20 protein-coding genes and 1 pseudogene are annotated in these 26,234 nt (G+C 41.7%); 11 read left to right on the top strand and 10 right to left on the bottom strand.

Features of this window, described 5'->3' with window-relative positions:
* Window position 1: 1 nt before the first annotated feature.
* The 6 genes from DSL64_RS21685 to DSL64_RS21660 are packed head-to-tail and all read left to right on the top strand — an operon-like array spanning window position 2 to window position 7,184.
* Window positions 2–913 carry a hypothetical protein gene (locus DSL64_RS21685; protein WP_115833037.1) on the top strand — a complete coding sequence of 304 codons (912 nt, stop codon included), beginning with the start codon at window positions 2–4 and terminating at the stop codon, window positions 911–913.
* Window positions 914–924: 11 nt separating this feature from the next.
* Window positions 925–2,061 carry a cysteine desulfurase family protein gene (locus DSL64_RS21680; protein ID WP_115833036.1) on the top strand — a complete coding sequence of 379 codons (1,137 nt, stop codon included), beginning with the start codon at window positions 925–927 and terminating at the stop codon, window positions 2,059–2,061.
* Between the two features lie 3 nt (window positions 2,062–2,064).
* Window positions 2,065–4,266 (top strand): DEAD/DEAH box helicase family protein, encoded by a 2,202-nt coding sequence (locus tag DSL64_RS21675; RefSeq protein ID WP_115833035.1) that lies wholly within the window; start codon window positions 2,065–2,067, stop codon window positions 4,264–4,266.
* Window positions 4,267–4,274: 8 nt separating this feature from the next.
* A complete protein-coding gene (locus DSL64_RS21670; RefSeq protein WP_115833034.1) occupies window positions 4,275–4,505 on the top strand; it encodes a hypothetical protein in 231 nt (76 codons plus the stop codon).
* The gene (locus DSL64_RS21665; RefSeq protein WP_115833033.1) at window positions 4,502–6,652 is read left to right on the top strand and encodes an AAA family ATPase; all 2,151 of its coding nucleotides are present in this window, start codon (window positions 4,502–4,504) and stop codon (window positions 6,650–6,652) included. The genes DSL64_RS21670 and DSL64_RS21665 overlap by 4 nt, the downstream gene beginning before the upstream one ends.
* Before the next feature lies 1 nt (window position 6,653).
* On the top strand, window positions 6,654–7,184 hold the full coding sequence (locus DSL64_RS21660) for a glycoside hydrolase family 15 (protein WP_115833032.1): 531 nt from the start codon (window positions 6,654–6,656) through the stop codon (window positions 7,182–7,184).
* A gap of 402 nt (window positions 7,185–7,586) precedes the next feature.
* On the opposite strand, the gene DSL64_RS21655 is transcribed toward DSL64_RS21660, so the two are convergent.
* Window positions 7,587–9,158, bottom strand: coding sequence for a lipid A-modifier LpxR family protein (locus tag DSL64_RS21655; protein ID WP_158547962.1), 1,572 nt, complete (start codon window positions 9,156–9,158; stop codon window positions 7,587–7,589).
* 1,232 nt (window positions 9,159–10,390) lie between these two features.
* A pseudogene (locus DSL64_RS21650) lies at window positions 10,391–10,606 on the bottom strand (IS66 family transposase); the annotation flags it as partial.
* A 69-nt stretch (window positions 10,607–10,675) separates the two neighbouring features.
* On the opposite strand from DSL64_RS21650, the gene DSL64_RS21645 reads away from it, so the two are divergent.
* On the top strand, window positions 10,676–10,840 hold the full coding sequence (locus tag DSL64_RS21645) for a transposase domain-containing protein (RefSeq protein ID WP_374755841.1): 165 nt from the start codon (window positions 10,676–10,678) through the stop codon (window positions 10,838–10,840).
* A 36-nt stretch (window positions 10,841–10,876) separates the two neighbouring features.
* Here the strand turns inward: DSL64_RS21645 and DSL64_RS29585 are convergent, their stop codons facing one another.
* From DSL64_RS29585 to DSL64_RS21630, 3 genes are all read right to left on the bottom strand, one after another.
* Complete coding sequence (locus tag DSL64_RS29585) at window positions 10,877–10,987, bottom strand: IS3 family transposase (protein WP_374755840.1); 111 nt, start codon at window positions 10,985–10,987, stop codon at window positions 10,877–10,879.
* A 27-nt stretch (window positions 10,988–11,014) separates the two neighbouring features.
* Complete coding sequence (locus tag DSL64_RS21635) at window positions 11,015–11,458, bottom strand: transposase (protein ID WP_115833029.1); 444 nt, start codon at window positions 11,456–11,458, stop codon at window positions 11,015–11,017.
* 533 nt (window positions 11,459–11,991) lie between these two features.
* A complete protein-coding gene (locus DSL64_RS21630) occupies window positions 11,992–12,243 on the bottom strand; it encodes a helix-turn-helix domain-containing protein (RefSeq protein ID WP_115833028.1) in 252 nt (83 codons plus the stop codon).
* A gap of 130 nt (window positions 12,244–12,373) precedes the next feature.
* Between DSL64_RS21630 and DSL64_RS21625 the strand changes: the two genes are divergently transcribed.
* Window positions 12,374–13,171: an RNA polymerase sigma factor gene (locus tag DSL64_RS21625; RefSeq protein ID WP_115833027.1), complete on the top strand. Its 798-nt coding sequence runs from the start codon at window positions 12,374–12,376 to the stop codon at window positions 13,169–13,171.
* 26 nt (window positions 13,172–13,197) lie between these two features.
* A complete protein-coding gene (locus tag DSL64_RS21620; protein WP_115833026.1) occupies window positions 13,198–14,289 on the top strand; it encodes a hypothetical protein in 1,092 nt (363 codons plus the stop codon).
* Between the two features lie 838 nt (window positions 14,290–15,127).
* Here DSL64_RS21620 and mobC read toward each other — a convergent pair.
* The 4 genes from mobC to DSL64_RS21595 form a co-directional block, all read right to left on the bottom strand.
* Window positions 15,128–17,113 carry a conjugal transfer protein MobC gene (gene mobC / locus DSL64_RS21615; RefSeq protein ID WP_115833025.1) on the bottom strand — a complete coding sequence of 662 codons (1,986 nt, stop codon included), beginning with the start codon at window positions 17,111–17,113 and terminating at the stop codon, window positions 15,128–15,130.
* A 25-nt stretch (window positions 17,114–17,138) separates the two neighbouring features.
* The gene (locus DSL64_RS21610) at window positions 17,139–18,419 is read right to left on the bottom strand and encodes a relaxase/mobilization nuclease domain-containing protein (RefSeq protein ID WP_115833024.1); all 1,281 of its coding nucleotides are present in this window, start codon (window positions 18,417–18,419) and stop codon (window positions 17,139–17,141) included.
* Window positions 18,413–18,793, bottom strand: a complete 381-nt coding sequence (locus tag DSL64_RS21605) for a plasmid mobilization protein (protein ID WP_115833023.1) — start codon at window positions 18,791–18,793, stop codon at window positions 18,413–18,415. Before DSL64_RS21605 ends, DSL64_RS21610 begins: the two co-directional genes overlap by 7 nt.
* Window positions 18,794–19,405: 612 nt before the next feature.
* Window positions 19,406–20,527, bottom strand: coding sequence for a LytS family sensor histidine kinase (locus DSL64_RS21595; protein WP_115833021.1), 1,122 nt, complete (start codon window positions 20,525–20,527; stop codon window positions 19,406–19,408).
* A gap of 281 nt (window positions 20,528–20,808) precedes the next feature.
* On the opposite strand from DSL64_RS21595, the gene DSL64_RS21590 reads away from it, so the two are divergent.
* Window positions 20,809–21,093 (top strand): hypothetical protein, encoded by a 285-nt coding sequence (locus tag DSL64_RS21590; RefSeq protein ID WP_115833020.1) that lies wholly within the window; start codon window positions 20,809–20,811, stop codon window positions 21,091–21,093.
* Window positions 21,094–21,359: 266 nt separating this feature from the next.
* Here DSL64_RS21590 and DSL64_RS21585 read toward each other — a convergent pair whose 3' ends face one another.
* The gene (locus DSL64_RS21585) at window positions 21,360–22,418 is read right to left on the bottom strand and encodes a DUF932 domain-containing protein (RefSeq protein ID WP_115833019.1); all 1,059 of its coding nucleotides are present in this window, start codon (window positions 22,416–22,418) and stop codon (window positions 21,360–21,362) included.
* A gap of 634 nt (window positions 22,419–23,052) precedes the next feature.
* Here DSL64_RS21585 and DSL64_RS21580 point away from each other — a divergent pair.
* The gene (locus DSL64_RS21580; RefSeq protein ID WP_115833018.1) at window positions 23,053–26,124 is read left to right on the top strand and encodes a lantibiotic dehydratase; all 3,072 of its coding nucleotides are present in this window, start codon (window positions 23,053–23,055) and stop codon (window positions 26,122–26,124) included.
* Window positions 26,125–26,234 lie beyond the last annotated feature (110 nt).

The following is a 26,234-nucleotide window of genomic DNA, read 5'->3' as shown; positions in this document are numbered from 1 at the left end:
CATGGGAAATGTATGTTGTCTGCTAGACGCGTGTACCGTAATAAATCTTATTCACATCGATGATGATGATTTTTTATTAAAAAAGATCAAACGACTTGATCTTCATATAAATGAAACCGTTTTTGATGAAATTAGATCAAACGTATATGACAGATTGTCTAATAATGACTCTAAATATAACAATGAGGAGAAGGTGATATTGTTTAAGAAGGAAATTGACCGGAAGGTTAGTTTTTTTAGAGGAAAGAAAAGCGACAATGCTGAGTTGTTAAAAGACTTAGGTAGTAGTTATTTTAATGATATTAAGGAAATTACAGGCTACACAAAAAAAACAAATGGAGAGTTGTGCTCAACTGCCTACGCTTTATACTTAAGTCGGTTCAACGAGAAGAAGATTTTTTTTTATACGGATGATTTCCCCGCAAAAGAGTTCTTTTCTGATTTTTTTGAATTCCAGCAAATAGGTCAGATTAAAGATACGGTTGATTTTTTGATTTTTCTTTATTGGATCGACGAGGATTTCAATACCGTCCAACTTGATAGGATATTAAGCGATCTCTACTCGCAATATGCTGTGGAGGTTACTATATTAAAGGGACGGTTGAATGCATTTTACAGGGAGAAAGTTAATGGTGTTTTTGTAAAGTCCCAAAAAGATATTGCTAGTATGATTAGGGATTTAGTGAGCCAACTTGAAAATCTGGATTTTCGTAAATTGATGTGTTATTGGATTTATTTCGAAAGTAATAAGTCAAGATGTAAAGAGGTATTTGACATTATTAAGCAGTTTCATTCAGTATTTGAGATTGAGACAGATACTACATCTGATACACTGCTAAAGAAAATACAGCGTACCAGATCTCTAATTAAAAAGAAAAAGATCTATAAATGGGGTGATTTAATTTTAAACTAAGATTTTGGCCGTTGAAAGATAATATTTACCTAGATAATAACTCCACGACTCCCATCGAACCAAGAGTACTTGACGCAATGCTTCCGTTTCTTAGGGAAAATTTTGCTAATTCGAATAGCGCGCACCATTTTGGTCAAGCTGTTAACCACAAAGTTAAAATGGCTAGGATGCAGATAGCTGGTTTTATCAATGCGGAGCACAACGAAGTGATTTTCACCAGTGGTGCTACAGAGTCTATCAATATCGCTATTAAAGGTGTAGCTCAGAATTATTCAAATAGAGGAAAGCACATTGTCACAATCTCTACTGAGCATAAAGCGGTTTTAGATACTTGTAAGGATTTAGAAGGCAAAGGATTCACTATAACATATCTACCAGTACTAGAAGATGGGCTTGTCAATTTAGCGGACTTTGATAGTGCCATTAGGGCAGATACAATTCTTGTTTGTGTGATGTACGTCAATAACGAGACTGGGGTTATTCAACCAATCAAGGAAATGGCTTCCTTGGTCCACGCAAAGGGGGCTGCTATAATGGTTGATGCTACTCAAGCGGTTGGCAAGATCGATGTTGATGTAGATGAATTGAACATTGATTTACTGTGCTTTAGTGGTCACAAGATGTATGCTCCAAAAGGGATCGGAGTCTTATACGTCCGAAAAGGTGCTAACAAGATAAAGCTCACACCGCAGATGCACGGCGGTGGTCATGAAGGAGGTTTGAGAAGCGGCACACTTAATGTCCCTGGCATTGTGGCTTTGGCCAAGGCGTGCGAAATTGCGGAGGAAGAAATGAAGGACAATGAAAAAGTAATTGGTGATTTAAGAGATAGATTGGAGAATGAATTGTTGAAATTGCCTAATTGTTCATTAAATGGCAGTGCAGTAAATAGAATTTATAACACAACAAATATTTGTTTCAGTGGTCATGACGCCAACGTTTGGATTGGTAGAATGAGAAATATTTCCGTTTCCAATGGTTCAGCGTGTTCATCTGCAATAGTAGAACCGTCACACGTGTTAAAGGCAATGAAGCTTACAGATGAAGATGCATTTGCCTCACTGCGTTTTTCACTTGGGAAGTACAACACCGGCGAAAATATTGACACAGTAATTGAGAAAATAAGGGAACTCACTCAATCAAGTTAAATTATGCTAAGGGATTGCGACTGGTCGCAGGACAGAGATTACAAAACTGGTTCAGACGATGAACCCTTACAATTCTATTTAGATGGATTAACAAATAGTAATGAATTTAGTCTGTTACTTGGATATTTTAGCTCATCTGCCATTAACCTTCTTTCTGTAGGCTTCGCCACATTTATAAGCAAAGGAGGGAGAATGAAGATGGTTATTAACCATTTACTTTCTTCCAAAGACAAGCAAGCCGTTGAGAAAGGTTATGATGCATCATTTAACAAGGTTTTTGATCTTACGGATGTTGTTTCGCTTGGAAGGGTACTCGATGAATATGATACGCACTTTTTTGAATGCTTGGCTTATCTCATCGGTGAAAGACGAATTGAGATAAAAGTAATCAAACCAAAAACGGGAAGAGGAATTGCTCATTATAAATCTGGAATTTTTAGTGATGGACACAACTTTGTTGGTTACAAGGCATCTTGTAATTTTACACTTTATGGTTTATCCGAGAATTTGGAGGAATTAGAAGCTTTTCTCAGTTGGGAGAATGGAAGGTCGAATAAACTCATCAAAAAACAATTAAAGCTGATTGATGACTATTTCATGGAGAGGGATGATGATGTTGAATACATCTCTGTTCGAGAAATTGAAGTAGTTTTAAAAGATAGATTTGGTAAGAAAGATATTAACGAATTGCTGGTTCAAGAAGAACAATTACTCAAAAGGAAACAAAGTTTGTTTTCAAATCCTAAACTTAGAAAGACAATTGGCAGACTTTTTAGCGAAATCGAACTCATAAGAAGAGTGCCGAGATTTCCATACGCAGAGGGTCCGAGAGAATATCAGACTGATGCCTATAACAGCTGGGTAGCAAACAATTATCAAGGAATGTTCGCTATGGCAACCGGAACTGGTAAAACAATCACGTCGCTCAATTGCGTGCTAAATGAATACCAGAAAACAGGGATTTATAGAGTAGTCATAATGGTTCCAACAACCGCCTTGGTGGAGCAATGGAAAATTGAGTGTACTAAATTCAATTTTAAAAGCATTATTGCAGTTAGCTCGAAAGAGAACTGGGATAACAATCTTGCATTTTTCAATACTGCTTCGAAATTAATCGACACCTCCTATATCGTCATAGTGACTTATGCTTCTTTGCCTAGATTAAAGTTTCAGAGCTACTTCAATCAACTTCCCCAAGACACCATTTTAATCGCTGATGAAACTCACAATTTAGGATCCCAAGGTCTTTTGAGGTTGCTCCCAAACGTTCATCTAAAAAAACGAATCGGACTATCGGCAACACCACACAGAAAGTTTGATGACGTGGGTAATAAATATATTCAAGAGTTTTTTAATGATGAGCCGCCATACATTGTTTCTTACTCAATGGAAGAAGCGTTGAACATTGGTTGGTTATGTAAGTACACATATCATCCACATATAGTCAAGCTTACAGATGGAGAAATGGGTAAGTACAAAGATATCTCTGTTCAATTGTTGAAAATGGGGATGTTTGATAAAGAGACAGGCTCTTTCAGAAGCACACCTGAAATTGAGAAAAAACTCCTTGAAAGGAAACGAATAATCCATAAAGCCGCTAACAAATTAAGTGCTTTTAGAGAGATATTAAGGGCCGAATTCGATAAACGAAATAACTTGAAGTATGCCTTGATTTATGTGCCTGAAGGAATTGAAGCAAGTTTTGACGTAGAGGATTTTACTGTGGAAACGGATGATGAAAGTAAATTAATTGACGAATATACAAGAGCAGTAAGTCAGACGGATGATTCGGTAATGGTAAAACAATTTACTGCAAACTCTGTAAACCGAGATGGCATTTTGAAAGACTACGAAGCAGGTAGAATTCACGTTTTGACCTCAATGAAATGCTTGGATGAGGGAGTAGATGTACCTCGATCAGAGTTAGCAATATTTTGCTCGAGCACAGGAAATCCAAGACAATTTATCCAGAGAAGAGGAAGAGTTCTGAGATTGCATAAGGATAAAATCCACGCTACTATTCACGACTTGGTTGTAGTTCCGGAGGTTTCAGATGAGAATACCTTTGAAATGGAAAGAGGTTTGGTGAGGAAGGAATTGGAACGAGTAGTAGACTTTGCTAACCTTGCGATGAATAAGACTGACACTTACGAAACATTCAAGAACATTTTGGACTACTACGACTTAAACCTTAACGATTTATAAATATACTTATGGCTAGAAAGGACGAAATACTAAAAAGTTTTTTAACTCATGATCAGCTCAAAACCAAGTATAAACTCAAGACTGAAGACCTTCCGACATCAGTTAGAGAAGCTTTAAATTCAGATAAGCCGATCCTGAAAGCTATTGCGTTGATAGTGGATGGTTTGGATGGCACGGCGCCGGTTACGGATTCCGTTTTACGCAACCAGGTAACTCAAATATTAAATGCGGCTCTATGATAATCAGAAAGATACAAATTGAGAATTATCTCTGTTACTATGATAGCAATATTTTTGAATTATCAGAAGGATTAAACATCATCCTTGGAGAAAACGGCGAAGGTAAAACTAAGTTTTTTGAGGCTGTTGATTGGCTTTTTAATGGTGAGAATCGGGAATTAAATATGTTAGTTTCTGCCAAAAAGTTGGATGAAACAGCAATTGGCGATAGCTTTAGAGTAAGAGTGACAATGACTGTTGAGCAGTACGGCGAGCAAAATATCATTGCTAGATCTTTTGTTGCGAAAAAGGAGAAACCTAATGAATGCTCTACATCTAGCTTCATGATCGAAGGAGTATCAGAAAATAATTCGGGAGAACGGACACAAGTTGATGGCCGAGAACTTTTAGACAGGATCTTTCCTTTTCAAATACGTAAATATTCAATGTTTAAAGGTGAAGCAGACTTGGATATTTTCAAAAGTGATAGTGCGTTAGCCAATCTGATAAGTCTCTTTTCTGACGCAAGGCATTACAGCAAGTATTCCGAAAAAGGTACATTTCTTAGGGAAAAAGCGGAAAAGGCGGTAGATGATTCTTCTAAGCTCGACAAGAGAAACGAGGTTCTTTATAAAAGGCTTGAGGGCGAAATTCTATCTTTAGAAAAAGATAAAGCTAAGTATCTTGTGCACCTGAATTCAACAGAAGAGGAAATTAGGAAGATTGAGGGCAATATACAAATGGCAGAAAGTCACGTAAGTAATGCGGATGCCTTAGGAATTCTGAATACGCGAATTAGAGAAATGAGGGAACAAATTTCGAAACTGGCAGCTGGAATTGATGAGAATTATACAACTCTTCTGTTTGATGAAAATTGGATTTTAGTCAATTTTGAGTCTTTCCATGAAGAATTTGCAGGCAAAATATCTGCACACAGCAAAACCCGACGAGAGCTTCAATCCCATTATGACATTAAAAAAGGCATTAAAAAGGGAGAAAAAAAGGTAAGAGCGGAACTATTGAACAATGCTGTACCGCTTCCTGTTGGAGTACCTTCTAAATCTCATATGGAAGAGATGTTGGAAGATGAAATATGTAAGGTTTGTAATCGGGACGCTAAAAAAGGCTCAGAGGCTTATGAGTTTATGATAAAGCGACTTAGGGCATATTTGGAAAGCCAAGTTGTAGAAGAAGATGAACTTGAAATTGATGAACCACTTTTCAAATTTGATTATACAAATAGGCTCGATAATTTAAGTATTAGTCACGAGGACAACTTAAAAAATCTCAGATTAATAAGAAGTAGAATTGAAGACCTCTTTAAGTTTAATATCGATCGTAAAAAGGATATTGAAGACCTCACTGAACAGCTCGAAAGAGAAATAACAGAAAGAGAGAGAATTTTGGGTAATTCAAGCATCGCTGAAGAAAAATTAAGTGATGTCCTAAGGAATTATAATGCTTGGCATCGGGACTTAAAAGTTCGAAATCAAGAGCAAGTTAACTATACAACACAAATAGAAAATATTGAGTCCAAGCTTAGAGAAAAGAAAGAGGAAAAAGATAAAATTGATACAAATTCGGCTAATGAATTCCTTATAAAAACAAGAGATATTTTAAGGGATATCGAATTGATTTTTACTCAAACAAAAGATAAAAAGTTTGATGATTTTATTGATAAACTTCAAAATAAATCGAACATTTTTTTTAAAACAATTAATGTTGATTCTTTCACTGGAATGATAGTCTTTGCTAAACGAAATAAGGTGAATCGTACTATTGTCGAAGTGGAATTGCGAGAAGCTGATAGAACATTTTACAAGCCGAATCAATCGTTGCTAACTTCTATGCACATTTCAATTCTCTTTGCTATATCGGAGTTGGCAACTGAAATAAAGGAGGAGAATTTTCCGATGATTTTTGATGCTCCAACATCATCATTCGGGGAAAACAAAACAGCTCAATTCCTAAATTTAATTTTTGAAACAAGAAGTCAGAAAGTTCTGCTGATCAAAGACTTTCTTCAAACGGATAAGTTGACGAGGGCTCTGTCAATTAAAAAGGAGTTTGAAAATGTCAGAAGGGACAAAGCATTTTGGGTGAAGTTAGAGAGACCATTTGATTCAAACAATTTGAAAACTATTAATTCACAGGTAATCACATTGTAAAATGAAGAGCTTATTTGACAAATGGAAAACTCGGATTCCGAAATATAGTGAGGTGCACAGAGAATTATTTGCCTCACTTTCTCAAAAATTTGGTGCGGAAGGCGAAAAGAAAATTAATCTAGGAAAACATTTCAGTACCAATTATGAATTATACACCTACGCATTTTTCTTAGGATTGTACAGAAATGAATTTGCTCCACTATCTGAAGGCGAGAAAAAGATTGACTTTAGTCATCATATTCAGCACTGGGGAAGTAAAACAAACGTATCTACTCGCAAGGACTTCACCAACTTGCAAGAAAATATGTTTATGGCACTTTTTGCAAAAACTGATCTAGATTTGGTAGCTTTAGAGAAAGGGGAATTAGATGAAGATAACGCTGTAAGATCTTTGCTAGGAACTATGGAGTCGTATACAAACGGTGGACTGATTTTAATCAAAGAGAAACTAGAGGAAAATCCAAACTACTTTTTAAAGGCCACTTCGTTTCTAGATTTGATTTTGGGTTCTAATAGTTCGAAACAAAATTGAATGCGTGACAAAAAATTCTATCTAAACAATTTGCGGCTGGATAGTGGGTATCAACAATGAGAAAGGCCATCTCAGAGAATGGCCTTTGTTTTTTATATCGATTACTTGTCTACCTTCCTGCACAGCTCCCGTTCACGATTTGACAAGTGTTTGACGATAGGTAATGCCGCAAGTTTTTTGTTCGGTCCCGCTCTTATATTATATTTTGGGGACAGGGACAGTGTTTTTCGGCTGGAGTTTGCACTTTTTGATGGTTACAGATGTATCTATGTTATAATAATTTAACTATTGTGTGCACCACACAATCCGGTTCAATGGATGTATTGCAAATGTGTAGGCCGTGACGATTTGCAGTTGTCAAGATCTCAAATAGCTACTCTCAACCAAGTTAGTTTAAAGTTTTTAATTTATAGCGTCGTAATCTTTTTTAGTCCATCTTTGGTTACTTGTGTCCCGGAAGATGGGTATGCGAAGAGAAACTCTCCCCCACGAATGCATTCGCTTATATTGATTTTCGACTGTTGGATCTTTCGAAATGATTTCAGATGTTCTTGCGTTAAAAGATAAAACAAGATCCCATCTAGATAGTGGCAGATCGACATCGGGAACGATTCGAATCTTGCTTACAAAAAAGCCTACCTCCATATCTAGTATGAATGGATTATAATTCTGTCTGGGTAAAGTGTATGACGATTTATGAAAGGGTTGCCCCAATAATAAAGAATTATACGGTATAAGCCTAGGACTCAGTGTGCCAAAGAAGTACCAGTCCCACCTATTTTTAGGAGTGACATATTCATAAGTTATATCTCTGTCATTTTTCTCTGTATCTAAGTAATTGTCATTCGAATCATCACGAAACTTATTTGCAGAAGATGTTGCAGTGCCTATTCCCTCGATCCCACTATATTTTGTGAATCTCCCTAGTCTCAAAGTGGAGCTTACAGCAATACTATTGTACCAACCAAGATTGACTTTATAGCCGAAATAGACCTCAAAATGTTTTCGTGCTAGATAATCGATGGTGGATTGAGGTAAGTCCGGGAGTTTACCTAATTTTCGCAAGCCTTCATGCGAGAATAGAAAAGCAGGCCGTCCTCCATCACTAATTTGATGCTGCCATCCAATGTTAGTTGGTCGCCCTGTGACTATTGATTTATGAGCAAAGGATTGAAAAGTGTTTCCTATGTTACTTCCAATAAATCCATATGCAAACGAAGTTGTGTTTAAAAACTTGGTTTTGTTGTTAAAGAATCTGTAAGCCGTTTGAAGGAAAACAACATTCGAGAATGGTCTATCTCCAATTACCGGATTTAGACTATCTTCTAGTACTCGGGGCGTAAATGCAGTTACGCCAAGCGAAATGGATGAGGGACGCTTATCGATGTTATCGCGGTCAGTACCGGTCAAACTCCATGCAAGTTTTTGAAAAAGATTGACGGGCAAGAAGAGTACTGATTTATCCAGATTAAGTTTGGAGTAGGAGAAAGCAGTTCCTTGTGTGTAATTTCTATCCTCGTTCAGACCAGGTACAAAGTCGAGAAACCAATCTTGATCAACATCTATCCCAAAAGTTCCTCGAACATTATCGATTGTATAGCCACTTCCTAGCACTTTTGTAGGTTTCGTAATTTGAACTTGTAGGGTATCTAAACTCTTGCCATTTGCGTCAACGATCTCAAGAGATAAAAATTTATCCATAGGGCTGCTTGTGTCTTTGAAAGCGTCAATTTTGAATGATTGCTTATCCTGTACTGAAAAATCTAGTGAATTATTAGATTGGATCATGTAGCCAGATTTTTGTGCTGTGGTTGTTTTGTCAATCACTCTGATTTTAACTACCTGACGCTTAAAATTTTTGTCCGGTCGATAAAGTATTTTCACTTGCTCCGAACGACCTTCCCTGATCAAAATATCTGTTTTTTCAAAACTATATTGGGCTAAAACACTTAGGGAAGGGAAAAAAAATAGCATCAGAGTGCACTTGAATAAAATAAACGTTCTGTTCATATTGCAAAAGGAGGAGATAGATTTAGTCAGCAAATTTCTCGAAAATAAACTCGTCAGTGTAACCACTTAATAAGTTTATTGATATTAATAGGTGTTGAATGAGCGAGTAGTAACGTCCACTTTGCAGTGGCGGAAACCGTCTTATCTAGGAGGAGTTTGTGAGATTGAAACGCAGACCTGTTATTCCCATAGAAAATAGCCAGGATCAACACTGTCGACTTGCAATTTACTGTGATGCTTAGAGAAGCCTTGGCTTTCAGGTTAATATGCGAGCAAACAGTAAAGCACACATTGGGAGGTCTTTCACTATAGAAATCGACTCGTTAAGGGTTACAAATTCTTCAATGGGATAGACATATCCGAGGTTACGATGGATGTCGCCGTGCTAAATAAACAGGAAGTTTGTCTCTATACTTGCGAGGTAAAAAATGAAGAAACGCGTTTAGCGATCTGTTGTCCATTATTGTTTCTACCCTATAAATTAAGTTAAAAGCGTGTCTATTCTGTGCTGAAGACATTTATGCTCACCATCTCATGAGTGTCGCCCAAGAGAAGAAAATTCATCTTTGGTTTGAATAACCCCTTTACATTAAACGCTCCATTGGCATTCAAAGGCCAAATATGACGCCTCTCATATCGCTAAGTACGCCGCTCGAAATTTTCGTAACGTTACGATTTAGGTGGATATTCCGGAGCAAAGAGAGCCACTTATTCCGGACACTTTCGCCGGAATCTCCATTTAGGAGTCGCCACGACCGTGTATCGTGCGCCTTAAAACGCTATTGACCATTCGAATACACACGCTAAAATTTATTGCTAAAATTATAGCTTTAAGGGGAAGTAATACCAGCCAAACCTGCAGACCGATTGAAGCCGTTGGTAGAAGCGACGCCCAACTTGTCACGTTTCTCCTTCTTCCCCAGGCATCAAATGGCCGTTCCCCCTCAATAGTTCCCATACTATCGGTAGCAGTAAGAATCGAACCGAGGTGATCGGTGTACGTCTAATGAGTTGTATGGCTCCCTCCTGAGCCGTTTAATAACTGTTCTAATACATCGGATTCGCCATTAACGGTCAGGTAAGCCACGCCTTGGTCTGTTAAGAAGAGAGTTACATCATTCACTATTACAGCAGTTGTATTCATATTTTATTGTGAATGATTTATAATGATAGTTTAATAGTATCCGGCCTACCAACTACATATTTGTTAGTTGCTGAACTTTGTTAAAGTTTTGCGGATATAGTTTGGTAATGTTTTTATGATTGATTGTGGAGATGTTTAGCAGGGTGTTTTTTAGCCAATTGTAGGGATTGACATTATGTTTTTTGCAGAACGAGAAGAAAGAGTATATCATGGCAGCTCGCTGGGCGTCGTCGTGTGATCCGGCAAAAAGATAATTTTTCCGACCTAGGTATGTAAAGCTTTACATAACCTAGGACGAAAGGCTTTTTTGTTCGCCGGATCGCACCAGGCAGCAGAAATGACAGCTGCCATGTACTCTTTTATGGCAACATGTAAGAAAAATGGTATTGATGAGCAGGAATGGCTAACAGACGTATTCCGAAGAATCCAATCCCATAAACATAAAGATCTTTATCAATTGCTACCAAACAACTGGGAGAAGTTCAGAAATCTCGAAAATTAACCCCAAACTACGTTTGTCAAATTACCAAGATGGGTTTTATCGGAGCGATACGATTGTACGCAAATTCATGAGCCTATATAGTCTTCGTACACGCTTTACTCCAACGTGATATCCTAAACCGCGTAGGTAATCAGTCATGCGTTGCACTCCGTAAAACGGACATTCCAGAAACTTTCAGTCTATGGCCTTCATCAGGTGTTGATTTACTAATGATTCACCTTTTGGCTTAAAATAATAATAGCTACTTCTCTGTAAGCCAATCAGTTTACATTGTGCTGAAACGCTGAGAAAGGTGTATTCCGGAGAAAAAAGTTCGCGTTTTTCCATGGTTGTCATTTCCCCAAGACTTTTTTTTAGGAAATCCACCTGGACTTGAAGCTCTCCGATCTTGGTGTACAGTTCCTGCTCCTTAGAGTTCTCTGAATCATTTGCTGCTGGCGCTTCTTTGTCGAAAACCAGGTCAGCTTTTTCCAGAAACTCCCGTTTCCAAGCCGAAATCTGGGTTGGATGGATTTTGTACTTAGAAGCTAAGTCCTGGACGGTACTCATCTCTTTGATGGCTTCGATGGCAACCTTGGCCTTGAAGCTCGAACTGAATTTGCTACGTTCCTTTTTCATAGTCAACCACTAATTTAGAAATTTTAGTAGCTGTCCAACTATTGGGGAGTATTATAATCATTGACTGCACGGGAAACATGGTTTTTTGGTATCAATTCCCCTAAACTTGGAGGTAAGTGCTGGTAATAAGGCAAAAGATAGTATATAAACAATTTTAAGTGAAGATACGGCAACGATAATTAGAGATAAAAGTACTGATAGAAGAAAGGTTTAAGTATCTAAAATTTATCTACAAGAGTTAGGAGATCGCATTAATATCATGTCTAAATTTTCTTCTGCCAGATTCATAATCTCATAATACAAAACACGGAGAATTTGCTGTTTTTTAGTTGATTACTATGCATGTTGATTTGGACAATGAACTAAAATGTTAAATTTTTTAATCGTAGATTGACGTCGACCCTGATTTACTCTGAAAAACACAATTGCGTAAAGCTTCATTACTTGCTACTAGATAGGATTTACATAACGCTGATAATCTCCTTAGGTTAAATTTCATATACAGTACAGCGGCAAACTACTAATAGTGATAACTATTCAACCGATAACGATTTTTCAGGCAAAAATTGCTGAGGAGAAATGTTGAAGTAATTAGCCAACTTATCTATATGTCTTAGATTGTATTTGGCGCGGTGGTTATTGCTCTCCGCATTGCTGACGAAAGATTTTGTCGTACCAAGAATAGCTGCAACATCATCTTGGAGAAGATTGTGCTCCGTTCTGAGTCTTCTCACAAAATCGATTACATATTGATCAATTGGCGATATATTTTCTTGGTCTTTCATCCCTCATACGAAGAACGGTATCCATAAAAATTTACAGTACACACATATGTGTCTTTAAGTTTATTTGTTACCTTTGTGATGTAATAAGTTCATTTTATAGTATTTCGCTGCTACTATAACTGTCGCCATCATGTCACTCCTCCAACTCTCACTCCAATCCGAAAAGAACAGCCGTAATCTGTCTCTGTTCCAAACTGGTGACGAGAGAGGCTTGACCTACTTCTATCAGAAATCCTACTCCAGCCTTTTCTGGATTGGCAAGGAACTGATAGATGACGAATTCCTAGTTGACTGTATCTTGCAAGAGTGCTATCTGAAAGTCTGGGCGCACAGAGAAAAGATTGAGAGCTTCCCACATGCGTACCATTATATCAGAATGAACTTGCGCTGGCAGGTGCTCAAACAGATCCAGAAACCAAACTATCAGATATACCGACAATCGCTTCATATAGACTATTTTGAAAAAACTTTTGGTGAGCTCGTAGATACTCAGCCTTCACAGGACTCTGGAATAGAACAAAAAAGGATCGAGGAGCTGAAAAAAGTGATGCAGTATCTGTCAGACAAACGCCAGCTGATAGCTACACTTCATTTTATTGACGGCCTGCCCGCACGTCAAATCGCAGAGAGGCTTAAATCGAGTACACATCATATATCAACGGAAATTGAAAAGAGTGTCGAGCAGCTCAGACAGATTGTCCAAGTGAGGAAGAGCAGCAGCCCGAAAGAGAAACAACCTATCAAAGATTATCCATACAGTCATATTTTAAGCCAGCCGCAGGCTACAGTCTATGCGCTCAGACAAGAACAGAAAATGTCCTTTGCAGGAATTGCCAGTCAGTTAGGTTGGTGTCAGAATCAGGTGCAGCAGCATTATATACAAGCCTACCAGGTTGTAAAAACCTACTGGAAGCAAGGCCGCAAATAATTTAACTTATCTAAACCAACCCGGCGATGAAGAAGACATTTTACACACGCAAAATCCGGTTGATTGTCGATTCTCAGGACTCTGAATACAAAGGTCAGGTGCTTGATACGCTATACAAATGGAGATACATCTGTTTTAAAGCGGCTAATCAGATCTACACCCACCATTACTTGCAGCAGCAGATCCGGGAGCTTATTTATCTAAGCGATCAGACAAAGCTGAAACTGGCAGATATCAGTAAAGATCCGGACGGAATGCTGTGCACTTCAAAGATGAATACCACCTATCAGATCCTGGCGCGTAATTACAAAGGCCAGATTCCGATGCATATTATGAGCTCTTTGAATAGCACTCTGACGGGTCAGTTTGGTAAAAACAAACCGCTTTATCTTTCAGGTGAAAGGTCGTTGTCTTCGTTTAAAAAAGAGATTCCTGTCCCGTTTAAAGGCACTGATGTCAAAAATCTCAGAAGCTGCCCGGAAGGCAAAATCTTCTATTTCTCCCTGTTTGATATTCCGTTCAAGACATATCTGGGAAGAGACATCTATGATAAAAGAGCGGTGCTGCAAAAACTCGCTGGCGGTGAGATCAAGTTATGCACGAGCTCACTGGTGATGGATAAAAGAAAGATTTTCATACTCGCGGTATTCGAAAAGCAGCATGAGCCGCAGCAACTGGATGAGAATATCATAGCTGAAGCAAGTCTTTCACTGGATGTGCCGCTGACTGTCACAATCGGTAAAGCCACCTATGAGATCGGAAGCAAAGACGAGTATTTGTATAAACGGCTCGCGATTCAGGCTGCAATCCAAAGAAAGCAGAGGGCGACAGCCTTTATGAACAAAGCATCAAAGAAACGTATCCGGCAAAACACAATCGCAAAGCTTCAGGCCTCAGAGCGTAGTTACGTGAATCAAAAGCAGCACGTATATAGCAAGCGTTTGATCGATCTGTGCGTGAAAAACAAAGCAGCGACGTTGCTATTGGTTGATCAGACCGAAAAAGAAGAGCTGGCAGGTAAGGATCCATTCTTGCTTCGGAACTGGGGATATTACGGGTTAAAAGAAAAAATAGAGCGTAAGGCAGATAAAGCCGGCATCGCTGTATTGGTCGAGTAAGGAATATTAGTCTGCAGTTGTCCGGCGAATCAAAATGCAAGCCCGCCACTTTCTGACGCGGTTACCCCCAATAATATTTTTTCTCACAATCCTCTCTCTGAGAACACGGAGAGGCTGTGAGAAAAGCTATGCAGTCGAAAAGTGGTCAGCACTGCTGTTAGCAATAGACATTCACATTGATATAACAGCAGAAGTAAAATGAAAATCTAAATGAGGCTGCTTGTACAGCCACAGGATCAGATCATGATGACCTGATTAAATGTCCTGGGAATCTCAGGCATATACAACTGGGTTATGCTTATTGCTCTTCTGGGCACACATGACCTTTATGAGATACCGGCTGGCCATTGGCAGCCGGTATTTTCATTTGTACGTAAAAGCAAAACCAAGTATCGTTGATTCGCTGATTATATAATCTAACTCAGTTGTATTGTTAACTGTCTTGATGGTATCATGCGCTAATTCAGTTACACTTTTTGGAAGACCGCCAATGAAATTCAACTTTCTTAAATGCGATTTATGGTCTATCCACTCATGATCTCAACTATTTAGACGGTCCTATGAAAGTAAGCCATGATTTCTTGGCTCAGACGCCAATTAACATTTACAACTAAAAACTGCATTAGTGATATAGATCTATTTAAATGATGGGATGATCAGGATCTTCGTCATTGGTAGCTGCATCATTTTCGATATGCCCTCCAACGTAAAAGCAAGAAATATGGTGTCGAAAATCTGTAAACAGTAGAAGAACCTCCCAGATGGCGTTCTTAATATGTTTGCTTGAATCTAATGTTCTATCTGTATTTTAGATTATTAGTATCAGCGTAATATCTTTTTACTTCTTCTGAATCAAAAGATGCTGCAACTCAGAATCCGAAAGAATTCTTTCAATTTCATGTTCTGTAAGTTTCTGTACATCTTGACGGATCTGATCATAATTGCGGATGACAACTGAGTCATCTAGCAATCGAACCACTGGAATCGATTTATATTCAGCCTGCTGTTTAGCGATGGCCTTATGGTCATTGATAATCTGAGCATGGAAAGTTTTCAGATCGATTTTCTCATCCGGGTTATCTGCAACCATGCCCACAAACTCCCCTGAGCTCAGTGAAGCAATCTTCGAGGCAGGAATGGCCACATCAAGCTGTTTGGAGCGGCTGATAGATGTATCTGTCCTGTTGATGGAGTAGCTGGTGCGGTCCTGCATGATTTTGCCGAACCGCTCTGAGAGCTGCTTGGCTGTATCACCTGTGACCTGCCCGGAGATAATGTTTCCGGTGATACTGACAATGACATCAGCCTGCTCTTTACCGTAATCTTTTCTGAGCTGTGAAAAATCCTGAATCCCCAGGGTGGTAGCTACTTTATTGGAGCGGGCAGTAGCGATCAGACTATCAATACCGCTTAGATAAATGGTTGGAAACTCGTCAAAAATCAGCGAGCTCTTCAATCTGTTTTTCTTGTTGACGATCTTAACAAGCCTATTTACATAAAGGGATAGCACTGCGCCGTAGGTTTGAATTTTCTGAGGATTGTTTCCCATGCAAACGATCTTTGGTGCGTCCGGATTGTTGATATCCAGGGTAAAATCACTGCCCGAAAGCACATAGTAAAGCTGTGGAGAAGAGAGTCTTGCCAAGGCGATTTTGGCAGAGGCGATCTGGCCTTCAAGCTGCTCCATGGCATCGTTTAGATAGGCAGTAATAAAAGGATTAATAAGTACCTCTATTTCTTTTTCGGATCTGAGAAGCGTGAATAGTTTGTCATAGTCAAGCTGCATAAGCTCTATGACATGTGGCAGTGTGCAGAAGGCGCCATCCTGATATTTTCGTAGATACCAGATCACTGCAGTGAGAAAATTGGTAGGGGATTCGACAAAAAAATCACCCTGTTTTCTGATCCATTCCCGGTTAAGTCCCAGAAGAATCGTCCGGGCGGATTCTGCTGCATCGGTGATATCACTCATGCCGGCAGCATCAAGTGGATTGCAGCGGTGAGATCGGCTGAGGTCATCAAAGTTGACCGCATAAAACTTGGGTTGCACCTTATAATTTCCTTTTTTTTTCAGCCACGCATTGTAGGCGATAATAGAAAGATCGTCGAATTTAAAATCGTAAATAAAGGCTGAAAAACCTTTGGCGATGTGCTGGTCGATAATGTGCCGGATTACAAAGTAGGACTTGCCCGAGCCAGGCGATCCGGCGACGAGTGTGGCACGGAATGGATTAATAATGTTAATCCAGCTATCATGGTATTTGTCTTTGAGTCTGTAGCGGGCTGGAAGATTAATAGAGTATTCATTTTGCAGCAGGCGCTGCTCTTGAGGGAAGGTTTCATTAAGCTGATTGAAAATGTCCTTGCTGTTAATCTGTAAATATATCACCCGTGATAGCAGCGTACCGCCGGTCATGATAAGTATGAAACCCAGTGAGCAGACCGTAATATATAAGATCGCTGATAGCTTTTCAGACGCCGTGATCCTTAGGGTATAGTAGCTCAGAACGTAGATAAAGAGCCCTACAACAAGGTAAATAAGCCCGGTTTTAACTGAGAGATCTTCCTTCTTTTTCCCTTTCACACCTAGCAGTGAAAGAGCTAGAAAACAAAGTGAGATCAGTTTGGGCTTACTAAAAAAACTGAAGAGCCCGGTCCTAATAATATTGTCAAGTAGTCTGTCGCTAAAGCGGCTGGCGAGCTGCCAGCTTTCAAAAGCTGTGTAGCATTGGTAGTAAAAGTGAAGCGCTAGAAGGCCGATGGCTATCATGCGGCTCATGTCCAGGATCTTTCCAAGCGCCTGTTGATTTTCAGATGTCTGCATGTTTTCTATAAAGTTAAATGATGTACTACTGCATTTTTCTGCGTCTTTTCTTTCTGCTCTTTTTGAGCTGCCAGAGGATTTGCTCAGAGGAAGTTTCCGGAGCAAAAAGATCCGTTAGAAGAGGATCGGTAACAGATGCAGTCTTGCCTGTCCCGGGCAGGATATGCTGTTTACCTACGGTTTTCGAAACCAGTTGCGAGGGCTGCTGCGGCGGCGATTTAATCGGCATTTGGCTCACAAGGTACCTTGGTTCCTCTTTTAGTTTGCACCTTTCAACAATTGCTTTGGCGCTATAGGTTTTACCAAGTGCGCTTCCGTTAAAGACACATTTGGTGACCTGGTCAATATAGGTCAGACCGTAAATCTGACCTTGATCTGAGCGTCTGGAAACAAGTAGTATACCCTGCTTTTTAAGTGCAAGTGAGAGCGATTCGACCGAGTGTGACTGACTTAGGAGCGTGAGGTCAACAGCGTTTTTAATCCGTGCGCGGTACTGTACACGCTCTGTTTGATTGATTTCAAAACGTGCATTTAAATATTTCAGAGTCGGTTTAAAATGAAAGTCACTTGCTTTGATCGGCACACCGATCTTGGTTCCATTCTGATCTAAAAGCCGGTAGACAAGCCCCTGGTTTTTATAAATCCTGGAGTTTTCTGATCCCCTGTCAGCAAGCACTCCGTATAGAGCGAGAACTGCATTTAGCTCTGCAGCAGAGGCATATTTATACTGTTTTAGAACACCATGTAGCACGGAAGATATTGCTTTTTTAGTCTCTGTTTTTCTGTACTGTGCAAGCTGTAAAGCCGGAGCTTTTAGCTCATAATTCTGTTTATTCTGGTCTTCTGCCCGGATTAATCCGAACTCTGTTTCCAGCTCTTTTCTTGCTTTCTCAGACTGATTTCTTCCGATGTTATGAAGGCGGATCGCTCTTCCATCTGCTCGGATAGTAGTGGTAATCAGATGAACATGCGGGTGACCACTATCGTGATGCTGATAGAGCAGGTAGGGCTGCTTTTCAAAGCCAATTTTGGCCAGATAGCTGCGTGCGATTTCTTTCAGACGCTCATCCGAAAGCTTCTCATCCGGTGAGAAATTCAGCGAGATGTGAAGCGTATTTACCTTCACGTTCGGGTTCAAAGCATTTCGTTTCACGAGCCTGGAAAGCTTGCTATGATAGTTTAAATCCTGCTTGTTTTCTAGGTAAAACCCTGCATCAAGAAAGCTTGCTACTGCCTGAGAAACCTTTCTCTCGTTATAGTTCAGGGCAGAGCGGAGCGTGCCGGAAGCATGGATGACGGCTACCATTCCGCGGCCTTTTTACTGATGTGTTCAGCGGCTTTTTCTACCTGCTTTACCAGTGCGCGGCGGTCTAGTTCATAGCTAATCAGCCAGTGCTCGAACTCTTTGATTTTACTCAGCGTGTGCAGCTTTTTAACTGCCTGATTGAAGTTGTTTCCGGCCGCTGAAAGCTCGGCTTTCAGCGTGGCGAGCTCCTCTATCATCGCGTCTTGTGAGGCGCTTCTGTAGGAGCCAACGATCAGCTGTGAGAGCAGTTTCTTCCTGATAAAATCGCTGAGCTTCCGGCAGGTAGTAGCGTTAAATTGTGCCTTTATTTCCTCGTACTCGTCCTGTGAGAGCCGCACGTGCAGCCATCTGTCTTTTTTGCTTTTCTGTTTCATCTCCACTTTTCTTTTTCACTGTGTAAAGCAACTTCTGATTTAATACGGCTACCGCCCACGAGTTCCGAGTGATGGGCGGTCTGTTCTGCCCGGTCTACCGGCCTACGCGGCGCGGCCTACCCGGCAGGGCCAGATCCCGGAGTAGCAGATTTCAGCAGGGCTGCGGCAGCAGGCCAATGCTGAAATGTGATACTTTGGTACATCTGGCCAACCACGGTAAAGCAGGTGGTTTCAGACTTTTCAAAAAGTCATTCTATAAGACTCTTTCATACCTTACAGATCTGTTAGGATCCCGCTTGACGTGCAGGCAGATACTTGCTGGCAAACTTTATCTGGGCCTGAAATTTGTGAAACAAAGCTAAAGTATAAGACCCGAAAGGCCTGAACCCTTTCAGATTCTAAATAGGTGAAAATCAAAGACGGGTGGGTGTCTCAGCTCAAATGCGATGGCAAAAATGAAACTGGTAATCTCTTAGAGTTGCAAAGAAAAAGCAGTCCGAAGACGTGCTTCAGACTGCTTTTTCTTAGTAGATCCTACCAGGGTTATCCGGGTCACCTGAACCCTGACAATGAGTACACAAAATCTGCCCGGTAAGTCCAGTGGTCAGTTCTCTATAAAACAGGCATGATAACAGCTACTGTAAGGGTGTTATCTTGATGGTCCATACGTATCTTAAATCCTTTCAGAAAGTAGCAGCTGGCATAGTCGGTGAGCGTTTCAATATGTTCTTGCCACTGCGCCTTAATTGTGGCAGCACTCATGCCGGGCGCGGTGATAGCCTGTGTGAATTTGAAATGAAGTAGAGGGCCATCAATGAGAACATCGACCGAGACCACGCTTTTTTCATAGTTGTTTTCTACAATCAGAGCAAGACCATAATCTACCAACGAGAACAGAAGCATTGTTGGAAGCTTGTGATTTGCAAGTATTTTTCCCTGGATATTTATGTTTGAACTAAATGTATCACTGAAGCGGGAGTGGTGCAGGTGTAGCAGCTTTTCAATCACGTCAAGTTCAGACTGTAGCGGAATGTATTTTTTCTTTGTCTCATTGAGTCTATAATCCATTATATCGGTCGTACTATCAAAAACGGCCCTTACGTTTTCAGCTTGCGCGGGTATGTTGCGCGTAACGGCCTTCAGAGCGCTTAGAGTTAAATGATCACCTGGATCGGTAACAACTTTGTCTGCCTTGTTCAGAGGCTCATCGGTCTGGATTAGGGCGGCTGTTTTTTGAGAGAGATACACCTCTTTGATGATTTTGAAGACAAAAGCGGACATGGGCGCAAAAATGAAGGAAAGCGCTAAAATCACATATTCCAAAACTTGCAAAAAGCCAGTGATGTGACTGTGGGCTGAAAAACTGTATAACGCTAGCTGCGCGGGTGTAGGCTGTTGAAAAACGGGGAAGTAAATTTGCAGGGCAGTGATAAGGGTCAAAGAAAGGTGGGCGATCAGAATCAGCAGAGCCGGGAGGATGACAAAACCAGCGATTCCCTTTGCGCTTAAAACCATTTTATCTGTCAGATAACAGCTCAGATAATAGAAGGGAATAGCCAAACAGTAAAAGAGCACGTGTGAGCCTTCGAAACGGTCACTGAGCGAAGGACCGGGGATTAGATGGATAGCGAGAAAAATTGTCCAAAAACTTAGGTGGCGGACTACTCTGATGCCAGGCTGATCAGAGAAGATGAGTTCGGGGAATAATTGGCGTCTGTGAAGAGCTAAGAGCATAACTTCATATGGGTTTAAGTTGTCTTTAAGTAGTCTATCAGTCACAAATTACACTATTTAATATTAACTGCCTAATAATGAATGAATTGCTGTGTTATGTTAAATAAAACAGTGGAATTGTACTGTTAGAGTGTTTGTATCGCTCAGAAAAGTGGAATTTCAGCATCTTTCCTAAGCTGGGGAGAAGGGCTTTTACCCTTTCAAATTCTAAATGGGTGAAATCTGTGCTGTAGTCTTAGTTTCGCGGCTGTATAAAAACCATTTCAAAACAGGAAGCTAAGATGGAAAAGAAAATGCAAATGGCGTTGGTTTACGAAACACTGCTGTGTTCACCGGGTATGAGTGACACAGTGAAGCTTGATATGCGTGTTTCACGAAAGGCGCTGCTGCTATTGGCAGCCGCTGTTGAAAGCCAGCTACAAAACGAAAATGCGGATGCAGCCACTGTGAAAGGATTCTTCGAAATGGAGACTGTAGAGGAGCTAGAAAAAATTGTGGGTGAGATCCTTTCAAAATCAGACCTCTCAGGGCTTCACAGCAAACTCAAAAACCTGCAGCAGAGCTAAATTGCGGGTATGTACTTTCAATAGTCTGCACATGTATTTGAGTGGCCTGAGAAAGACGGGAGAATTCCGGGCAGGGAAGGCCCCGCAGAAAAACCTTCCGCCGCTGGGGAAGAAAGAAAGGTTTACTGGCTTTGTCCCCCAGCGGTTGTACCGATTATGCCCCCGCCAGGCGGGGGCAAATTTTTTTTAGCCAGCAAGCACATCAGTCACACGTAATCCGGGGAGCCTGTCAGAGCTCCCCGGAATCTGGTCTCAGTGCCCCAGGCTCAGTTCAGGATCAGCGCACCGTTTGCGAAGTGCTCGCAAAAGTTAAAGGCGCTCTGTCCTCTGAGCTGGGCGGTACCGCCCAGGTAAAGGGATTTAACTTTGTCTTCATCAGTTTTAAAGTTTCTGACATTTTGGTAGTAGCCCGTCACCGCGTTATAGGCGCCGAAGACCGTACCGGCAGTAGTCGGAAGGTTTTGACTGGGGCTTGTGAGCGCGTACTCATAGACGTCTTCAACGGTGTTTAAGAACTGGGAAGATAAAAGCTCAACGCTTCCGTCGCGAAGGTTTCCGAGCGTTTCGTGGTTTGGCGCCATAGCCATCGCGATCAGCTTTTTAAGTTCGGGGTCTGATATGCGCACTTTCGCCCAACGGTTGAAAACGGCTTCGGACTGCTCGCTGCGACGGCTGGCAAGGCCCATGATACTGTGCGCCTGTGCGAGCCGCTGCTGTGCGCCGGAGGTGTGGCGTATTCTGACTACGGAGGATTTGTTATCCAGAGCGGCATTGAGCGTATTCTGGCAAACGATTCTGATGGGCGTGAAGGCGGCTGTAATACTTCCTGAACCGTCGTGGGAGTTGGTCAGAAAGATGTAGCGCTCGATCAGATCGTCTTTACCTACACGGATTTCCCCGGGCATCTTTGCGGTAATAAAAATGCGTTCACCATCACCGAGCGCCCCGGCGGTCTCGTAGCGAATGCCCTCGGCTTGGGCGATCGCATCAAAGAAGGTGAAGGCATCCTGATTCTGAACGATCTGGTAGTCTTTGCCTACAACGCCCAGGGGTTTGCAGCTATCGGTGCGCACACTTGCAAAAAAGTTTGGCACCTGGATCAGCACGCTGTCATCCGTACTACCGGTTAAAGCTATACGCTCTGGGCCTGCCCCGGTGTAAAGCGGCACTTTCTCAACGGTATAGTCAAGCCCTGCCTGCTGTATGGCCTCTGCGCTGGTGGGATGATCATCCAGGATCTGGCCAAGCCCGTGCCATGCTTTCTGTTTTACTGAGAAGAAACTGTGTTTGCCGTTGTTTTCGTTGAAATGAATGTTATGCGCCATGATTTCTAAGGAATTAAAGTGTTTAAAAATTGAATTAAGTAGTGATGCAAATTGCCCGCGAATCTGGCAGCTGCGGCGGCGCGTTGGCCAGGTGGGGGGGGACAGGCTCGGGAGATGCGTATCCATAACGGATTTTGTAGCATACTTTGAATTTCGCATGTGTGACAAAGCTTAAAGTGAAAAACTGATTTCGCCTTTCCTTTTCAAGCCTTCTGTGAGAGAAAAAACATATGGTTTGACCCCAAAGAAAAAACAAGAAAAAAAAGAAAGCCTAAGGATCAGTGTCCCCATCCAGGGGCCAAAAGGGAATGCGGAATAAGTCACGCAGTGTGCCGGCGAAAAGAAACAATAAAAAATAAGACAGCTATTGAGCCGGCATTATGCCGAACCGTTTTGGCTTTGCTTTCAGGTAGGCTCAGACAATGGGGACACTACCTTAGCTGCCCTTTTGAGCTTGTTTCGGGGTCAAACCAAAGCAGGCATAAAAAACCTGCTTTTTAGCCCTGTCTGAAAGCGACTTAAATCCTGATAATGTTCTGTGAAAGGTGGTTTCAAGCTGTCTGAAACATAAATTTTTGCTCGTAGAGGCGTCTTTGAAACTTTACAGCCATTGCTGTACTTAAAAAACGTCTTTATGAAAATTAAGGCTCAGGGCTTTTGCATGGTGCGAAGGCCAGTTCTTTCCAGAAATGTGTTGGAAGATTTTAACGCGCTTATAAACAGGCATCCGGAAAAGTTTGAATCAGAGTTAAAGAGAATTTTTTCTGATTCTGACCTTCTTGAAGGACTCGCGCTTAGCTGCGGCCCGCTTTACGATTTGGTGAGCGCATTTACCAGGGACCAGCCAGTAAAGGGAAAGGAAAAGGTATTGCAGAGTCTATACAAATTTTTGATCAGGGCATCTAGCCGGCCGATACCTTTCGGGCTTTTTGCCGGCTATTTTATAATGGAAACTGCTGACACAACCCAGGTTAGCTTTCAAAGGCAGTATCCTGCCATAAGGCATAATCAGCTTGATGTAGCAGCGCTTGAAGCTATTAAAGAAAAACTGCTTGAGTATACCGATGTAAGAAAGGCACTGCACTTTTATCCAAGCAGCTCTCTTTACAGGGTAGGGAATTACTACCGCTACATGAAAAGGGTAAAAGATGAAGAGCATACCAGCTTTGTTCTCAAGCAAGCCGCCTATCACCCTGTTTTAGAAAAGTTGTTAAACGAGGTGAAAGGGGGAATGCGGCTGTCGGCACTTTCCGGGCTCGTGCAAGCTGAAAATTTTAGCGATCAGGAAAGCAGGGCATATATAGCTTCGCTAATCCAGGCGCAGATGCTTGTCAGCAGCATGGAGATCAGTGTGATCGGTGAAAAAGATTATCTGAGCCGTCTGGCTGACAGGCTGACTGAGCTGAAAGTAGCGGAAAAGTTAACGGAAAAGATCAGAGGCATTCAAATACAGCTCAGAGAAAATGCGGCAGTAACAGAAATTAATACTTCTGTCAGCCAGCTCCTGGGAAAGCCGCTTCGGCTGGAGCAGACAATACATACCACGCTCAGATTTCAGACTGAACATGCCAGTATCAGTAGTAAGGTTTTGTCAACACTAGCAAGTCAGTTTAGCCGTATCGGATTTTTGAGGCAAGAAACGGATGGACAGGAGCTCAAAGATTTTACGCGCCGGTTCACTGCCCGCTATTGGCAGCGGAGTGTGCCGCTTTTGGTGGCGCTGGACTATGAGTATGGAGTAGGTTATGGGGCGCTTAGCAGCCAGACCCAGCCAGCGGGAAGCCTTCTTGATGGCATCGAGTACAGTCCAGGTAGCGAAATAAATCAAGCTACTCAAAGAAATGACCTTTCCCGCAAGCTCTACGAGCAGGCCTTTTTGGTGGAAGACCGAGCGGTGATGCTCACTGACCGGCTTCTGGATAAGCATAGACCAGCTAAAAGTAAACCATTGGCGGAAAGCTTTTATGTTATAGGGAGCTTTCACAGCAAGTCACAGGGTGCTTTGGATAAGGGTGATTTTGTTTTTGAGCTTAAAGGTCTTTCTGGCCCGGGCGCCTGTGATCTTCTGACGCGGTTTTGCGTGGGCGATCCTGAGTTGAGCAGCCAGGTAAAGAAGCTGACAGAAATTGAGCAGACACAATCAGAAAACCTGATTTACGCAGAGATAGCTCATTTGCCGGCGGGAAAGGGTGGAAATGTGCTGCAAAGACCTGATCTGACTCCGTATCAGATCACTTATCTGTCAGCCGGTGCGGGCAAGAACAGTATTGCTGCCAGCGACTTACAACTGAGCTGTCTGGATGGCGAAAATCTGGTCTTAAGCTGTCCGCGATTAGGAAAGCAGATCATGCCGCTATTGACAAGTGCTCACCATTATTCGGGAGGGCTTCCGGTATACCGGTTTCTTTGTGATTTGGCGAATCAAAAAAGCATTGCGCTCGCATGGGACTGGGGACATTATAGCGATGCGGCTTTTTTGCCGCGGGTGCAGTACCGACAGATAGTGCTTAGCAAAGCGAGCTGGCTGTTGACAGCTGAGCCGCCAGAAGTTTTTGCAAGTAAAGTGGCATGGTGGCAAGATGTCGCAGACAAACTGGGTACGCCTCGTTACTTTACTGTGGGAGAGATGGATCAGACGTTATTGATCGACAGTGAAAATGAGCAGTCGTTGGCATTGCTTGCCAAAGTGCTTAAAAGGTCAGGTGAGGTGCGAGTCACCGAGTCGCTTGAAACGCCTGATGAAGGCATTTTAGGGGAGGCAGGAGCGTATTTTTCTAATGAATTTGTGATCCCATTCCTAAACAAAGAAGACCAGCGTTTCAAAAAGCAGCCCAGGCAAACTGTTGCCGGCAGCGACAATAAGATAGCGCGGTATTTCAATGTCGGTTCATCGTGGTTGTATGTGAAAATATACTGCGCGGAAAAACTCTCTGATACGCTGATCAGTACAGTCCTGAAGCCTTTTGTAATAGGGCTTCAGGCAGATGGCAGTATTGACAAGTGGTTTTTTATCCGTTACAGAGATCCCGACCCGCATCTGAGAATCAGGTTTCACAGCGAAAAGACAGACTTTTGGAGCGCTATTCTGGCCCAACTGTACAAATTGATAGCGCCGCTTATTGAAAGCGGTATGGTCCGGAGTATCCATACAGATAATTATGAAAGGGAGTTGGAGCGGTTTGAACCCAGCATCTACGAGAGAGTTGAGTCCCTATTTCACTGCGACAGTCAGGCAGTGACGCAGGCTTTAGAACTAACGGCAAACAACTCAGAGCTGCGCTGGCAGGGGGCATTGTTGGGAACTGATTTGCTGCTGAAAAGCTTTGATTTTGATATGAGCAGCAGAGAGAATGTGATAAGAGCAGCCCATGAACAGTTTTCAGCTGAACTGGATAAAACAGGAACAGTCCGGATACAAATGGATCAAAATTACCGGGCACAGAAGAGCGAAATCATACAGATTCTTGGTGAAGAGAACACAGACTTTAAAATGCGAATTGTAGCTTACTTCAGATCCCGGGATCAACAGGTGAAAAGAACGTTAAAATACCTGGAGTCTTCTGATCAGGATCAAAAAATGAAATTGTGCTCAGATCTTGTTCACCTTTCTTTGAACCGTTGGTTTGACACCCTGCAACGTAAACAGGAATTTGCTGTATATCATTATCTTAAGAAGTATTATACCTCCAGGCTGAAATCACTGTAGAAACTCAAGATACTCCTTCAAGTTGTAGTATGTAACCGAAAATTTATTTATGTTTATCTGTCTCCACGCAATTGATCGCAGGCCAGTAGTGCATTCAGCAGGAAAGATAT

It is taken from the genome of Dyadobacter luteus (assembly GCF_003383615.1).
GTDB lineage: Bacteria > Bacteroidota > Bacteroidia > Cytophagales > Spirosomataceae > Dyadobacter > Dyadobacter luteus.
This window is presented reverse-complemented; position numbering and strand designations above follow the sequence as displayed.

Excerpts from the sequence above, each read along its gene's own strand:
- DSL64_RS21580 (WP_115833018.1), top strand. The coding sequence starts at position 23,053 with ATGAAAATTAAGGCTCAGGGCTTTTGCATGGTGCGAAGGCCAGTTCTT.
- DSL64_RS21645 (WP_374755841.1), top strand. The coding sequence starts at position 10,676 with ATGACAGCTGCCATGTACTCTTTTATGGCAACATGTAAGAAAAATGGT.
- DSL64_RS21635 (WP_115833029.1), bottom strand. The coding sequence starts at position 11,458 with ATGAAAAAGGAACGTAGCAAATTCAGTTCGAGCTTCAAGGCCAAGGTT.
- DSL64_RS21625 (WP_115833027.1), top strand. The coding sequence starts at position 12,374 with ATGTCACTCCTCCAACTCTCACTCCAATCCGAAAAGAACAGCCGTAAT.
- DSL64_RS21610 (WP_115833024.1), bottom strand. The coding sequence starts at position 18,419 with ATGGTAGCCGTCATCCATGCTTCCGGCACGCTCCGCTCTGCCCTGAAC.
- DSL64_RS21595 (WP_115833021.1), bottom strand. The coding sequence starts at position 20,527 with ATGCTCTTAGCTCTTCACAGACGCCAATTATTCCCCGAACTCATCTTC.
- DSL64_RS21660 (WP_115833032.1), top strand. The coding sequence starts at position 6,654 with ATGAAGAGCTTATTTGACAAATGGAAAACTCGGATTCCGAAATATAGT.
- DSL64_RS21605 (WP_115833023.1), bottom strand. The coding sequence starts at position 18,793 with ATGAAACAGAAAAGCAAAAAAGACAGATGGCTGCACGTGCGGCTCTCA.
- DSL64_RS21585 (WP_115833019.1), bottom strand. The coding sequence starts at position 22,418 with ATGGCGCATAACATTCATTTCAACGAAAACAACGGCAAACACAGTTTC.
- DSL64_RS21670 (WP_115833034.1), top strand. The coding sequence starts at position 4,275 with ATGGCTAGAAAGGACGAAATACTAAAAAGTTTTTTAACTCATGATCAG.
- DSL64_RS21685 (WP_115833037.1), top strand. The coding sequence starts at position 2 with ATGGGAAATGTATGTTGTCTGCTAGACGCGTGTACCGTAATAAATCTT.
- DSL64_RS21655 (WP_158547962.1), bottom strand. The coding sequence starts at position 9,158 with ATGCTATTTTTTTTCCCTTCCCTAAGTGTTTTAGCCCAATATAGTTTT.
- DSL64_RS21620 (WP_115833026.1), top strand. The coding sequence starts at position 13,198 with ATGAAGAAGACATTTTACACACGCAAAATCCGGTTGATTGTCGATTCT.
- DSL64_RS21590 (WP_115833020.1), top strand. The coding sequence starts at position 20,809 with ATGGAAAAGAAAATGCAAATGGCGTTGGTTTACGAAACACTGCTGTGT.
- DSL64_RS21675 (WP_115833035.1), top strand. The coding sequence starts at position 2,065 with ATGCTAAGGGATTGCGACTGGTCGCAGGACAGAGATTACAAAACTGGT.
- DSL64_RS21665 (WP_115833033.1), top strand. The coding sequence starts at position 4,502 with ATGATAATCAGAAAGATACAAATTGAGAATTATCTCTGTTACTATGAT.
- mobC (WP_115833025.1), bottom strand. The coding sequence starts at position 17,113 with ATGCAGACATCTGAAAATCAACAGGCGCTTGGAAAGATCCTGGACATG.
- DSL64_RS21630 (WP_115833028.1), bottom strand. The coding sequence starts at position 12,243 with ATGAAAGACCAAGAAAATATATCGCCAATTGATCAATATGTAATCGAT.